The 14,455-nt window shown below is 37.3% G+C and carries 11 protein-coding genes and 1 riboswitch; all 11 genes read right to left on the bottom strand.

Features of this window, described 5'->3' with window-relative positions:
- Positions 1-102: 102 nt before the first annotated feature.
- The 11 genes from G6O70_RS04475 to G6O70_RS04425 all read right to left on the bottom strand — a co-directional run bounded on the left by G6O70_RS04475 (position 103) and on the right by G6O70_RS04425 (position 14,447).
- Positions 103-1,140, bottom strand: a complete 1,038-nt coding sequence (locus tag G6O70_RS04475; RefSeq protein WP_057868658.1) for a diacylglycerol kinase — start codon at positions 1,138-1,140, stop codon at positions 103-105.
- Positions 1,141-1,195: 55 nt separating this feature from the next.
- Positions 1,196-2,626: an Asp-tRNA(Asn)/Glu-tRNA(Gln) amidotransferase subunit GatB gene (gene gatB, locus G6O70_RS04470; protein WP_057868659.1), complete on the bottom strand. Its 1,431-nt coding sequence runs from the start codon at positions 2,624-2,626 to the stop codon at positions 1,196-1,198.
- Entirely contained in the window at positions 2,626-4,089 is a 1,464-nt protein-coding gene (gatA, locus tag G6O70_RS04465; RefSeq protein WP_057868660.1) for an Asp-tRNA(Asn)/Glu-tRNA(Gln) amidotransferase subunit GatA, read from the bottom strand. Before gatA ends, gatB begins: the two co-directional genes overlap by 1 nt.
- A gap of 3 nt (positions 4,090-4,092) precedes the next feature.
- Entirely contained in the window at positions 4,093-4,395 is a 303-nt protein-coding gene (gatC, locus tag G6O70_RS04460; protein ID WP_057868661.1) for an Asp-tRNA(Asn)/Glu-tRNA(Gln) amidotransferase subunit GatC, read from the bottom strand.
- A gap of 80 nt (positions 4,396-4,475) precedes the next feature.
- Positions 4,476-5,633, bottom strand: a complete 1,158-nt coding sequence (locus tag G6O70_RS04455; protein WP_057868662.1) for a CamS family sex pheromone protein — start codon at positions 5,631-5,633, stop codon at positions 4,476-4,478.
- A complete protein-coding gene (ligA, locus tag G6O70_RS04450) occupies positions 5,630-7,651 on the bottom strand; it encodes an NAD-dependent DNA ligase LigA (protein ID WP_057868663.1) in 2,022 nt (673 codons plus the stop codon). Before ligA ends, G6O70_RS04455 begins: the two co-directional genes overlap by 4 nt.
- A 24-nt stretch (positions 7,652-7,675) precedes the next feature.
- The gene (pcrA, locus tag G6O70_RS04445; RefSeq protein ID WP_057868690.1) at positions 7,676-9,910 is read right to left on the bottom strand and encodes a DNA helicase PcrA; all 2,235 of its coding nucleotides are present in this window, start codon (positions 9,908-9,910) and stop codon (positions 7,676-7,678) included.
- A 310-nt stretch (positions 9,911-10,220) separates the two neighbouring features.
- Positions 10,221-11,399, bottom strand: coding sequence for a 5-(carboxyamino)imidazole ribonucleotide synthase (locus G6O70_RS04440; protein WP_057868691.1), 1,179 nt, complete (start codon positions 11,397-11,399; stop codon positions 10,221-10,223).
- 257 nt (positions 11,400-11,656) lie between these two features.
- Positions 11,657-12,952 carry a nucleobase:cation symporter-2 family protein gene (locus G6O70_RS04435; RefSeq protein WP_057868664.1) on the bottom strand — a complete coding sequence of 432 codons (1,296 nt, stop codon included), beginning with the start codon at positions 12,950-12,952 and terminating at the stop codon, positions 11,657-11,659.
- Positions 12,945-13,532 (bottom strand): xanthine phosphoribosyltransferase, encoded by a 588-nt coding sequence (locus tag G6O70_RS04430; protein WP_057868665.1) that lies wholly within the window; start codon positions 13,530-13,532, stop codon positions 12,945-12,947. The genes G6O70_RS04435 and G6O70_RS04430 overlap by 8 nt, the downstream gene beginning before the upstream one ends.
- 70 nt (positions 13,533-13,602) lie before the next feature.
- A riboswitch (purine riboswitch) is annotated at positions 13,603-13,701 on the bottom strand.
- Between the two features lie 26 nt (positions 13,702-13,727).
- Positions 13,728-14,447, bottom strand: a complete 720-nt coding sequence (locus G6O70_RS04425) for a glycoside hydrolase family 73 protein (protein WP_233419098.1) — start codon at positions 14,445-14,447, stop codon at positions 13,728-13,730.
- Positions 14,448-14,455: the final 8 nt, after the last annotated feature.

Raw genomic sequence — 14,455 nt, 5'->3', positions numbered from 1 at the left:
ACTTTATACTGAATTGTTGATAAGTGCAATCCTTATCCACACAAAACAGCCGTTTGATTTGTCTAAACCAAACGGCTATTTAACTTATCAACATGTTACTAACTATTTTTTACTAGGTACTCCGATTACACCATCACCATCAAGATCCTTTTCTGAGAGGTCCTCGACTTCTGCTACAAAGTGCTCTGCAATAATTTCTTCAGTTGTCTTGGAAGATGTAATTGCAGTATCTGGGATTTTGTCCGTATTAGCGAATATTTGGATATGTTGTTTTAAATCCTTGAACACCATTGGAGCATCTCCACCATATTCACCATCAATATTAATCATCATTTTCTCATCTACTGGTTTAGCAATCACCTTAGAAGTCTTAACATACAAAATACGTGGATCTTTAATATGCCGACCACCGTTTAAAACCATTGTCATCAACTGTAAGATTTCAACAAGATTACTTGTTTTAACTACAATCAATGTAAATTTGCCATCATCAAGTGATGCATCAGGAACAATCTGTTCAAATCCACCAATTGAATTAGTTAATGCCAAGAAAAACATTGACGCTTTACCATCAAAGACACCTTCATCATATTCAAGATGCATATTAATTGGTTTTATGCGTGGTAAGATTTCTGCACCCTTAACAAGGTAAGCGAGATAACCAAAGAGTGACTTATATTGTGATGGAACACCATAAGTCAATTCCGTCAACAATCCACCACCTGCGATATTTACAAAATACTTCTTGTCAGCTTGACCAATATCCATGCTGACTGTTTTGCCTTTAGCAATCACCTTTGCAGCAGCTATCGGATCTTCACGTGGAATCTTCAATGCTCTTGCATAATCATTTGTTGTTCCTGCAGGAATAACTCCCATCATTGGGCGGTGTTTCAATGGTGCAATCCCATTAACCACTTCATTGATGGTACCATCCCCACCAGCCGCAACAATTAAGTTAAATCCTGCTCGCGCTACCCGTTCTGCCTCATCGCGTGCCGAATTTGGCTTAGCGGTTGTACGATACGCACTTGTCTCATATCCAGCATTCTCAAGAATATCAAGAATTTCAACAAGATCATTACGCATTGCCTCACGCCCAGATGTTGGATTGTAAATAATCCGACAACGCTTTTTCATCGCTACCTCTCCTTCAAATCTTCACAAAAAAGGTTGTTAACAGTTCCTTACGCCATTATCTTTTCTGCAAACTTTCCATTAATAACTTATTAACAACTTTAGGGTTCGCTTTACCATGAGTTTCTTTCATGATTTGACCAACCAAGAAACCAATTGCACGTCCCTTACCGTTTTTGAAATCTTCAATTGATTTTTCATTATTATCCAAAACCGTTGCGATCAATGGTTCTAGAACTTTTGGATCTGATAACTGGACAAGCCCCTTAGCCTCGACCCAAGCCTTTGGTTCACTGCCATTTGTAATGATCTCTTGGAAGACCTTCTTAGCTATCTTAGATGAAATCGTTCCATCTTCAATCAACTTAATCATACTTGCTAAGTGTTCTGGTGTTAACTTAGTCTCAAGTAATTCCAACTTATTAGCATTCATGTAGGCATTAACTTCACCCATTAACCAGTTAGCCGCAAGCTTTGCATCTGCACCTTCAGCAACAGTTGATTCAAAGAAGTCAGACATTTCCTTAGTCTGTGTAAGAACTCCTGCATCATACTCTGGAATTCCCCATGAAGAAACATATTTTTCACGACGCTTATCAGGCATTTCAGGGATTGACTCACGAACTTCCTTAATCCAATCATCTGAAATATGGATTGGTGGAATATCTGGTTCTGGGAAGTAACGATAATCACTCGCACCTTCTTTGACACGCATTAAAATTGTCTCGCCTGTTGGTTCATCAAAGCGACGTGTTTCTTGTTGAATTTTTCCACCTGATAATAGTACTCTCTGTTGCCTCTTTGATTCATAGTGAGCACCTTTTTTTACATGTTCAAATGAATTCAAGTTTTTCATTTCTGTCTTTGTTCCAAACTTGTCAGAACCGATTGGACGTACCGATACATTAACATCTGCACGCATGGAACCTTCTTCCATCTTAACATCAGAGATTCCGGTAAACTGAATAATTTGACGCAAACGAACCAAGTAGGCATATGCCTCATCAGCAGAAGTTATATCTGGTTTAGACACAATCTCAATTAATGGTGTTCCCTGTCGATTCAAATCGACATACGAATAACCGTCTGGATTATGTGTATTCTTCCCTGCATCTTCTTCCACATGCATTTCTTCAATTCCAATTTTTTTCTTTTTACCATCTACTTCAATTTCAAGCCAGCCATTACGACCAATTGGAGTCTGTGCTTGTGTAATTTGGTATGCTTTAGGATTATCAGGGTAGAAGTAATTCTTTCGATCAAAATGAATATCTTTTGTAATTTCACAATTAAGTGCTAAAGCTGCACGCATTCCATATTCCAATGCACCTTTATTGATAGTAGGCAATACACCTGGGAAGCCCCAATCAACAACATTAGTGTTTGTATTTTGTTCTACACCATATTTAACAGGTGCGGGCGAGAAAGCCTTTGATTTTGTTTTCATTTCAATATGGACTTCTAGCCCTATCGTTGTTTCAAAATTCATTAATCTTGCCCCCCAAACGTTGGAACCTCTTTATGAAAATCAGTTGCTTGTTCAAATGCATAACCTGCTCGATACATTGTCTCTTCATCAAAGCGATTGGCAATCAACTGCATTCCAATTGGAAGACCATTCGCAAAACCAGCAGGAAGTGACATTCCTGGAAGACCCGCTAAGTTTACAGGAATTGTTAAAATATCATTCATATACATTGTAACTGGGTCATTAATATCCTCACCGATACCAAATGCCGTAGTTGGAGAAGTAGGCCCTAAAACAAGATCATAGTCATTAAATACATTGGCAAAGTCTTGACAAATCAGGGTCCGTACTTGTGCTGCCTTTTTAAAGAATGCATCATAAGTTCCAGCAGATAAGGAGAATGTTCCAAGCATGATTCGACGCTTAACTTCATCACCAAAGCCTTCAGAACGAGACTTCACATAAACATCTTCCAAGTTCTTAACATCAGAAGAGCGATGCCCATAACGAATCCCATCGAAGCGTTGCAGGTTTGAGCTTGCTTCAGATGAAGCAATAATATAATAAACAGGTACCCCATACTTGCTATGTGGCAGACTTACCTCATCAATAATTGCACCCAACTTTTCAAAGACTGCAATCGCATTTTTAATTCCTTCTCGAATCTCTGCAGCAACACCTTCGCCCATGTATTCTTTAGGAACTGCAATTTTCATTCCTTTAATATCGCCATTCAACTTAGAAGTGAAGTCTGGAATAGCATGGCTCGAACTAGTTGAGTCACGTGAATCCAAACCGCTAATTGCATTTAACAAGATTGCATTGTCTTTGACAGTCCTAGTAAATGGTCCAATTTGATCAAGACTTGAAGCAAAAGCAATCAATCCATATCTTGAAACCCGACCATATGTTGGTTTTACCCCAACGATTCCGTTATAAGCAGCTGGTTGACGAATTGAACCTCCCGTATCTGAGCCAAGTGCAGCAATCACTTCGCCAGAAGCAACTGCAGCTGCTGAACCACCAGATGAACCTCCAGGAACCTTATTCTGGTCCCAAGCATTCTTTGTCAACTTGAATGCTGAGCTCTCAGTTGAACCACCCATTGCAAATTCATCCATATTTGTTTTTCCTACTGTAATTGTTTGTAGTGCGTTTAATTTTTCCATTACAGTTGCATCATATATTGGATTAAAATTTTCAAGAATTTTGCTAGCAGCTGTTGTTTTTAAATCTTTCGTTACAATATTATCCTTAATTCCAAGCGGAATTCCTGCCAAAATATTATTTGCAGCAACTCCTTCTTGATCAAGTTGTGCGGCTTGTTTTAATGCGACTTCTTTATTTAAACTCAAGAACGCACCAATTTTTTGATCTCGTTTTTCAATATTATCAAAAGTCTGTTGCGTAAGATCAGTCACACTTAATTCTTTGTTAACCAATAATTCATGCAAACTTGCAAGATCGTGCTTAAAGTAATCCATGGACTATGCTTCCTCACTTTCATCAATGATTGCTGGTACCTTAATATAGCCATCTTGGTGCTGAGGAACATTCTTCATCAATTCTTCACGTGGTGTACCGCTAACTGCAATATCATCACGCATTACGCTTATCGCATCAGTTACATGTGTCGTTACAGGAATTCCTTCAGTATCAACTTCTTTGAGTTGCTGGACCATCCCGATAATCTCATCCATCTGACCTGTAAATTTCTGCAATTCTTCGTCTGTAAAAGCTAATTTTGCTAAACCTGCAACATGCTTTACTTCACTTGCACTAATTGCCATTCAAACTCCCTCTTTTCCTATTTCATCAGTAATCATTTTAGCATAACTAAACAATGATATGCGCAACAGAATTACCTTTTTTAATAGCTTCCAAAAACATGCGTATAGAAACTACTTTCATCTGACTTACGTGCAAGGAAACTTTGAACTGCCCCATCCGTTCCCTTAACCGTTATATCAATCGGAATTCCACTTGGAAGATATGTCTTAGCAGCTTGCGCCAAATATTGTGTGAAACTTGTAATCTCAGTTAAGCTATAAAATTGAGTTGTAATATTAACATTCATCCCTTGAAGCGTCTTATTCTTGTATTCGGCCTGTGCCGTTACTCCAGCAAGATTTGGAAAGAAATTCTGAACTTGCTTCTTAAAACTCTCAAAAGAAGTTTCATCATTATCATTAGGTACTGAAGATACTGAGGTTTCAGGGAAGACATAACTCTTATAATTTAGGCTATTCCAATCACTAATCGTTGACCCATTTGCTACATAGGTATACTGATAGAACGACCCCCCAACAAGGCTGTCATTTGTGGCCTGTTGAAACATTGCAATAATTATTGGCGTATTTTCAGACACACCACTAGTCTTGCGCAGGCGCTCCAAAACCTTAGCGGCTGCTTGTTGCCCCTCAGAAATCATCTTCTCCTTTGAAATGGTTGTAGTATAAGTTGCCCCATACTCTTCTTTTTGGTAGTAGTCTTTTGAATTCATTCCAATTCCAATAGTAATTCCCGCAAGTTGAAGTTTTCCGTCAACTTCTTTCATATAGTCTTGTTCCTCAATCTGTTGAATATAAATTGGATTACGTTTGTCGGCATCCGTTTGACCATTATCTTCTGGATTTAATCCAGTTGAATTACTCTTGGACTTTCTTCCCAACCAATTCTCAACAGTTGTTGAAGATAATAATTGACCTTCACGGAAAACATAATTACTGGTTGAATACTTGGTCTTAGAGATTTGTGTCAATCCAGATTCAAAACTCTTTAAATTCAATAAATTATCCGAATTTTGTGAAATTCCTACTCCTCGTGCTTTACTAGTCAGATACTTGCCATTTTCAACAACACCTTGATATTCACTATCTGCAGATTTTCCCGTCACTTGGTAACCTGATGAAGATGACGCACTCTTTGCAGCATTTTTTACAGTAGACGTGGCCGAATCCAATTTTGCACATCCTGCAAGTAGTACAACACTTAATGCGGCACCTAATATGACTCCTACTTTTTTCACTTTGCAGCCTCCATTTGTTCAATAAACTGTTGCTCACTCATTATTTCAATTCCAAGACTTTCTGCCTTTGCCAACTTACTACCAGCATCATGCCCGACAATTACGATATTTGTTTTTTTGGATACACTGCCTACAACATCAGCACCATTTGCTTCAAGCCATGCTTTTGCCTCTGAACGCTTCAATTGATCTAATGTTCCTGTCAAAACGACTTTTTTACCATTAAAGTAATTATCTGCATTGACACTAATCTTTGTATCAGGCCCTTTATATTCTAAATTAACACCAGCATCCGCTAACTCTGCAACCAATTTTTTGACTTCAACATTGTCAAAATAAGTAACGATACTTGTCGCAATTACCTGTCCCAATGAATCTAATTGTGCAATTTCTTCTTCGTCTGCATCAACTAATTTGATTAAAGACTTAAAATGTATCATCAACAGTTTTGCAACTTTTGCACCTATATGTCGAATTCCTAATCCAAAAAGAAGTCGCTCAACAGAATTATGCCGACTATTAGCAATCGCTGTCAACAAATTATTAGCAGACTTGTCTTTAAAGTTGTCTAATTTAAGTAAATCTTCAAAAGTTAGACGATACAAGTCTGCAACATCACTAATTAGTTGCTTTGTAAATAACTGTTCAACAACTTTAGGACCTAATCCCGTAATATCCATTGCATTTCGTGACGCAAAGTGAACCAGACTCTCCTTAACTAAGGCAGGGCATTTTGGATTAATGCAACGCAAAGCGACTTCCCCGTCAAGATGGACTAACTCTGCATTACATACTGGACACTTCGTTGGAATTTCTATTGGCGTTGAGTCTACAGGACGTTTGGTCAATACTACTTCTGAAACTTCGGGAATGATATCGCCAGCTTTGTGTAATTTTACTGTATCCAATAGATGGATATCTTTTTCTTTTAAGTAGTCTGGATTATGCAATGAGGCTCTTGCAACTGTTGTTCCCGCAAGTTGGACTGGATCCATCACTGCAGTTGGTGTAACCGTCCCTGTTCGGCCAACTGTCCATTCGATTTTTCTTACAACCGTTTCTTGTTCATCTGGAGGAAACTTATAAGCAATCGCCCAACGGGGAACTTTGACCGTATTTCCAACAATTGCATGTGTTGCTAAATCATCTGCTTTTAGTACAATTCCGTCAATTTCATATGGAAGACTTGCCCTTTTTGCTTGATATTTATCAATATAATTAAAAATTTCTTCCATACTTCTTGATTGCTGAGATTCCAAATTGACTTTGAATCCCCACTCATGTAGTTTTTTAAGCACCTCTGTTTGGGTCTTTAAGTCAAATTTATCAGGTTCCATCAAATAATAGATAAAAGTACTAAGTTGTCTTGCAGCCGTTACCTTAGTGTCTAGCTGTCGTAAACTTCCTGCTGCGGCATTTCGCGGATTCGCAAAAATCGGTAATCCCTGTTCTTCTCTTTTTTTATTAAGACCTACGAAAGCTTTCTTCGGCATATAACACTCGCCCCGAACTTCTAGCGTAACCGGTTCATTCAACCTCAGCGGAATTGCTCTAATTGTCTTTAAGTTTTCTGTGATATCTTCGCCAATTATTCCATTACCGCGAGTTGAGCCTTGTACAAAAATTCCATCTTTATAAATAAGTGAAATTGCCAAACCATCAATTTTAAGTTCACAACTGTAATCGACTTTCGTAGCAAGTGCTTTACTCAATCGCTGATCAAATTGATCTAATTCTTGTTTTGAAAAAACATCCCCCAATGAGAGCATTGGAATTTCATGTTCTTTCTTCTCAAAGCCGCTCAGAACTTGCCCCCCGACCCTTTGTGTGGGAGAATCTTCCAGAATAAATGTCGGATATTCCCGTTCCAATTCGATAAGTTCACGGTAGGCTTTGTCATAAACATAGTCTTCCACAATTGGCTGATCTTCTACATAATAGCGGTTTGCCCAGTCATTTAATTGTTTAACTAATTCCTTAATTTTTTTCTGTGCCTGTTTTTTAGTATCAGCTATCATCTTCTGACCTCCTCTTGATTAGACCTATTTCTTTTTGATTGGTGCAAAGGACGCCAATAGACGTTTGATTCCCATTCCTGTAAATGCAATATCAAGTTCCATATTTTCCCCGCTTCCAGAGAGTTTAACAACTGTACCTTCACCCCAAGCCTTATGTAAGACTTTGTCTCCAACACTCCAGCCAACTTTTTCAGCACCAGTACTTTTATGTTGTTCAACAGTTCCTGCTGGCATCTTGTAGTGAGTCTTAGATTGTCCAAAAGGATACTCTTTTCTAGAATCATTGCGTCTTATACTTGTATTTGCAACTTGTTGATTCTCTGCTTGTAACAATTCAGAGTCGATTTCCTCGATAAATCTTGAGGCCGGGTTAGTCTGTCTTCTGCCGTATAGCATTCTTGAGAATGCGTTTGTCAAAAATAATTCCTTCTCTGCTCGTGTAATTCCAACATAAGCAAGGCGGCGTTCTTCTTCAAGTTCATTTTCATCCATCATAGAACGTGACAGTGGGAAAATTCCTTCTTCCATTCCCATCAAGAAAACAATTGGAAATTCCAACCCTTTAGCCGCATGTAGTGTCATCAAAGTAACCTCATTTGCTTCTTCAACTAAACTATCTTGATCTGAGACTAATGCTAGGTCTGCTAGAAAGTCAACAAATGGGTCGCTATCTTCATCTTCAGGTTCCCATGAATCATCAAATTGTTTAGTCACAGACAAGAATTCTTCCAAGTTTTCCAGGCGGCTTTGATTTTCTAATGTCTTAGAATCTTCTAACACTTTCTTATAGCCACTCTTATCAAGAATACGTTCTGTCATTTCTGTAATACTCAATTTGTCCCGTAATCCATGTAAATCATTAATTAAATTGGCGAAGTTTCCTAATGCATTGCTTGCTTTCCCTGAAATATTGGCCAAAACTGCATTACTTGCCGCATCTAAGAGACTCATTCCCATACTTTGTGCAAAATCATTTAATCGTTCAAGGCTTGTTCCACCAATTCCTCGCTTTGGTTCATTAACAATTCGTTCAAAACTCAATGAATCTTGTGGATTGGTCACAAGCTGCATATATGCTAGAACATCACGAATTTCTTTGCGATCATAAAATTTATGTGCTCCAACAATCTTATAAGGAATATTAGCCTTTATGAACGTTTCTTCAATTGTTCGTGACTGTGCATTCGTACGATATAAAATTGCAAAGTCATTGTATTGATTACCATTTTCACGCATCATTTTTTGAATATTACGCACGACATAAAAAGCCTCATCATTTGCATTTTGTCCACGATAATACTTGATCTTTGTTCCTTCGGTATTTTGTGTCCATAATTCTTTGGCTTTACGGTTCGTATTATTTTTAATTACTGAATTTGCTGCTTGTAAAATTGTTTTTGTAGAGCGGTAGTTTTGTTCCAATTTCACCAGTGTCGCATCTGGATAATCTTGCTCGAAATTCATAATGTTTTCCATATTAGCTCCACGCCAACCATAAATACTTTGATCTGCATCACCCACAACACACAGATTACGATTCTTTTTTGCCAATAAGCTAACAAGTTCATATTGAGCCTGATTAGTATCCTGATACTCATCAACATGAATATATTGGAACTTGCGTTGATAAAACTCAAGTACATCTGGTACTTCTTTAAACAGCCGGTGTGTCAGCATAATTAAATCATCAAAATCGACTGCTTGATTATTTTCTAATTGTCTTTGATACTCTGGATAAACATCCGCAACAACTTGTTCGAATGGTCCTTGAATATTCATCCGATAATCTGCAGGTGTTTTTAAAGCATTCTTTGCATTTGAAATCTCACTTAAAATTGCGCGCGGATCAAACTTTTTAACATCAATATTTAAATCAGCTAATATATGTTTGATAAGTGTCTTTTGTTCACTAGTTCCCGTAATTGTAAAAGCTCGATTGTATCCAATTTTATCAATATCACGTCGTAAAATTCTTACACAGAGTGCATGAAATGTTGAAACCCACACATCATTTGCACCCTCCTTCATTAAATGACCAATTCGTTCCCGCATTTCTGCCGCAGCTTTATTCGTAAATGTAATTGCCAATACATTCCAAGGATTGACTTGTTTTTCCTCAATCAGATAAGCTACACGATGTGTCAAAACACGTGTCTTCCCACTCCCAGCTCCTGCAATAATCAATAGTGGGCCCTCAGTACATAAGACAGCCTCTTGTTGCTTATCATTCATTCCTTTTAGTAGTCTTTCTACCGTCACTTTTTTCAATCCTCTCTTGAATCCAATCATATTTTATTATACCAAAAAAAACATTATGCTTCTTAAAAAAAGACAAAAGAATCAGACTTCAATCACATAGATTTTCATACTTCTTAGGCTAAAAAATACTTTACCATGCTACACATTGTTTCTAAAACAAAATACCACAGCGAAAAATTGAAAAGTTTTTCCCGCTGCAGTATTTTATTCATGTTAGAATCCAAGAATATTTTCTAAAGTTGAAAGACATGAAAATAAATAACAAATTTTGAAAGCTTCATCAAAGTCTGTTAAACCGTTGCTTTTACTTTCATTGTGTATCTTCATCCACTGTTTCATTTGGCTCTTCACCTTCGGTACTTGTATCACTCCAAATATTCGTTGCTTCAATTTGATGAATAGCTGCCGTCGTTGTCTCTGCAAGAACAAGCAGATATCCCGGATTAACCATTCTCTTAGTTTGAGGATAACGATAAAAGCGATAAAACCAATTATCTTTTAATACCCACTGTGTTCTCAATGGTTCTAAGTCTTCATTTTTAATCGCAACCATCACAGTAGGTTGGACAAATCTTACCTGCGGAATTGGCATCCGTGAAAGAGCCCTCAGATGTAACTCGAACATTGAAATATTAGTTGCCTTCTCAAAAACAAATCCTGCCTTATGGAGTGCTGGAACAATTCGCTTTACATAAAGTGAACCACTCTTAGTTAAGAAGAACGCAATCTCCAATACACCAACATAGTCAAGTTGAGTAGCAATTTCAGTTGCTATTCTATGCACTTCTGCTTGAACATCCGCTTCAAGTTGGCTTTTTGTAATTGACTGAAACAAGTGATGATCACGATAAATATTTTCTACAATTGGAAAGAAATTAAGCTTTCCATCGAATTCTTTTCCAATTATTACTGAGAGTTCTTTCTCATATGGAATCCATGCTTCCAATACATAAGTACCCAAATCAATAATATCAGCGCATTTCGCAATATCCGACTGTCTATTGATCACTTGTTGTCGTTTTCTACCAAATCCTTTTTGGATCGGTTTTAAAACGCATGGATAACCGATAGAACCAATTGCTTGATAAATATCATCCAAGCTTACAATAGTGGCATAAGGTGCAATATTAATGTTCATTTGTTCTAAAAATGCACGTTCCAATAAGCGATCTTGTGTTATTTCTAATGGTTCGCTTCCTTGAGGAACTTTGGTATATTGTCCAATTGCTTCAATTACATCTGAGGATACCTTGTCTGACTCATAAGTTACAAGATCACAGCGCTCCGCAAAATCTTGCAGCTTTGCCTTACTATGTAATGATCCAACAACTCCCAAATCTGCTTCTTGCATCGTTGGTGCAGCCTCATCACTATTGTAGGCAATGACTTTAAATCCCATTTTTTTAGCTGCTTCCGCAAGCATAATTCCATTGGAACTTTCTCCTATGATTCCAATTGTACTTCCTGGAAACAAAGCCTTCTCTTCCATTTTATCACTACTTTCCATATGGATAATTACCCTAGACGTTTTAAAAAACGTACCTAATAGCTCTTTCACTGATATTTTACCATAATTACGTTGCAATAAAATTTAATAGTTTTATAAATATGTATGTGTAGCAAAAATTGGGTAATCTTTGAGTACTAAATAAAAGGATTGAGTCAAAATTTCTCACTTGGCTCAACCCTTTTTTAACTTATTTCAACAATTCTTACTTAAAACAGCACTCCATGTTCTTATTTTGACTATTCAACAAGTCCGTCTTTTCCCTTAAAAATAATATTTAACAAAACAGACGTTATACTTGCAACCACAATTCCATTTCCCAAAAATAATTGAGCTGTCTTTGGTAAAAATTGGAAGATACCGGGATAAACAGAAACCCCTAATCCCATTCCTACGGCTAAGGCTACAATTAAAATATTACGTTCATCTGAAAAGTCAACTTTAAGAAGCATTCGCATCCCTTGAACGCTAATCATTGCAAACATGACCAACATTGCCCCACCCAAAACAGGCGTTGGAATAATTGTCGCAACCGCTCCAATTTTTGGCAAAAGCCCCATTATCATTAAAATAACTGCTGACCAGTAGATTGGGCGTTTTGTTTTGATTCCTGAAAGTTGCAAAAGGCCAACATTTTGTGAAAAAGTTGTATAAGGAAAAGTATTGAATATTCCTCCCAGAATTACGGCTAATCCTTCAGCTCGATATCCTCTTTTCAAATCATCTGACTTAATTTGTTTGTCCAAGACACTGCCTAATGCAAAAAATACACCTGTTGATTCAACCATTGAAACCAAGGCAATAATTATCATAGTCAACGAAGAGGACCATTCAAATTGAGGTGCACCAAAATAAAAAGGTTGTGGAATATGGAACCATGTCGCTTCTGTGATTGGTGAAGTTGAGACGAGTCCCATAAGTGCCGCTGCAATTGTGCCTACCACAAGTCCAATCAAAATTGCAATTGAACTAATGAATCCTTTTCCCCAAACTTGTACCAAGAGTATCACCACAATTGTAATCGCTCCTAATAAGAGGCTTTGTAAATTACCAAAAGATTTGGCTGTTGCATCACCCCCACCAATATTTTGAACGGCAATTGGTACTAAAGTCAATCCGATAACAGTAATCAATGTTCCCGTTACTACAGGCGGGAAAAACTTCTTAATTCTGGCAAATTGCCCACCAATTAAGAACACAAAAATTCCAGCTACAATAATTGCACCATACATTGTTCCAATTGAAAATTGCTTGCCAATCATTTTTAGTGGTTCAACAGCTTGAATAGCACATCCTAAAACTACAGGCAATCCAATTCCAAAGTAACGATTCCTTAATAATTGCAACAACGTCGCCAAACCACACATAAATATATCAATCGAAACTAAATATGTCATCTGGATACTATTAAAATTCAAAGCCGTACCTATTAACAAGGGGACGGCTACGGCACCAGAATACATTGCCAGTAAATGTTGGATACCTAAGATAGCCGCCTTGCCATGCGAAACTTCTTTGAATTCATCGCTATTCATTGTCTTCATCTCCTACAAAATGAACCTGATTGTCTGCAAAAGATGAGATTCGAGCAAGTGATTCAAGCCGAATACCTTGTTCCTTAATTAGCCCTGCACCATCTTGAAAAGACTTCTCAATCGCAATCCCAACACCAACTAATTCAGCTTGTGCTGCTTTACAGATATCTATCAATCCTTGCACTGCTTGTCCATTAGCCAAAAAATCGTCAATAATTAAAACACGATCATCCTTACTCAGAAATTTTTGGTCCACTGAGACTGTATTTTTCACTTTTTTTGTATATGAATAAACTTCTGCAGTATAAAGTCCCGTATTCATTGTGCTGCTTTTTTGTTTACGTGCAAACAAAACAGGAACATGCAAAATTAAACCAGTCATTATTGCTGGGGCAATTCCTGACGCTTCAATCGTTACTATCTTAGTAATCTTTTCACCCTGATATAATCTCACAAATTCCTGCCCTAACTTGTACATTAAGTCAGGATCAATTTGATGATTTAAAAATTGATTTACTTTGAGCACATTTCCAGGTAATACTAGTCCATCTTCACGAATACGATCCTCTAATAACTTCACCTTTTCTTCTCTCCTTTACAAAATAAAAAAACTTCTCCTACGGTCAAAAAACAGTAAAAGAAGCCTCCTAAATAGCAGCCTTTTTACTTATAGTCTAGGATTTTGGGCCCTAGGTAGAAACTTGCCAACCATATTATGACATTATATAAGCAATATCTTATTGAAGATTACCATATGATAGCTCATTTTTCAACACTATTTGTTCGTGTTTATCTCAGATAAGTTATCATACTTATTTAATTTGTATGTCTGAATTAAGCTAATTAATTTTGCAGCATAATCAGGATCAGTAGCATATCCCTTTGTTTGCAGTGCCTGTGCTGCCTCTTGATAATTACTGGCATTCAAAACTGATTGATAATGCTGACTATCCCATGCTGTTCCTTGCACAAACAACCTTGTATGTGCCTCGATTGACTCTGTCCAACTATCATAAACAGCAAAATTTGCAGTTACCGTAATCCATTGCCCGTTCACATATTCCTTTGTTGTTAAAGCTTTTGCACTAGCTGTACTACTCTTTACCCCAAATAAATTATGATATTGCGCAGCTAATTGGCTCTGCCCCCAATCGGACTCTAAGGCTGCCTGGGCTAAGGTTATACTAGTTAGCACTTTATATTGTTTTTGTTGTTTTTGTGCAACCGGAAGTATTGTAGTAATAAACTTACGTTTTGTTGCATCACTTATCTGACTTGTCTGAGCACCTTGATTGTTTTGTTTCCCAACTCTACCGGCCCATCCAAGAATTTGCACACTCAAGATTCCGAAAATCAATAAAGCCACAGCAACATTAAGAATCTGAACATGACCATTCACGTAAAACATTCCAAATTTATTTTTAGCTTTTGATTTTCTTTTTGAAGTTTTTCTTTTACCGGCTATTCGTGTTCTTGTACTTTTTTTTCTAGGCACAAAGACTC

This window comes from Liquorilactobacillus hordei DSM 19519 (assembly GCF_019443985.1).
GTDB classification, from domain to species: Bacteria; Bacillota; Bacilli; order Lactobacillales; family Lactobacillaceae; genus Liquorilactobacillus; species Liquorilactobacillus hordei.
This window is presented reverse-complemented; position numbering and strand designations above follow the sequence as displayed.

Coding starts and splice junctions, on each gene's coding strand:
- G6O70_RS04475 (WP_057868658.1), bottom strand. CDS start 1,140: ATGAAAAAGCGTTGTCGGATTATTTACAATCCAACATCTGGGCGTGAG.
- gatB (WP_057868659.1), bottom strand. CDS start 2,626: ATGAATTTTGAAACAACGATAGGGCTAGAAGTCCATATTGAAATGAAA.
- gatA (WP_057868660.1), bottom strand. CDS start 4,089: ATGGATTACTTTAAGCACGATCTTGCAAGTTTGCATGAATTATTGGTT.
- gatC (WP_057868661.1), bottom strand. CDS start 4,395: ATGGCAATTAGTGCAAGTGAAGTAAAGCATGTTGCAGGTTTAGCAAAA.
- ligA (WP_057868663.1), bottom strand. CDS start 7,651: ATGATAGCTGATACTAAAAAACAGGCACAGAAAAAAATTAAGGAATTA.
- G6O70_RS04440 (WP_057868691.1), bottom strand. CDS start 11,399: ATGGAAGAGAAGGCTTTGTTTCCAGGAAGTACAATTGGAATCATAGGA.
- G6O70_RS04435 (WP_057868664.1), bottom strand. CDS start 12,952: ATGAATAGCGATGAATTCAAAGAAGTTTCGCATGGCAAGGCGGCTATC.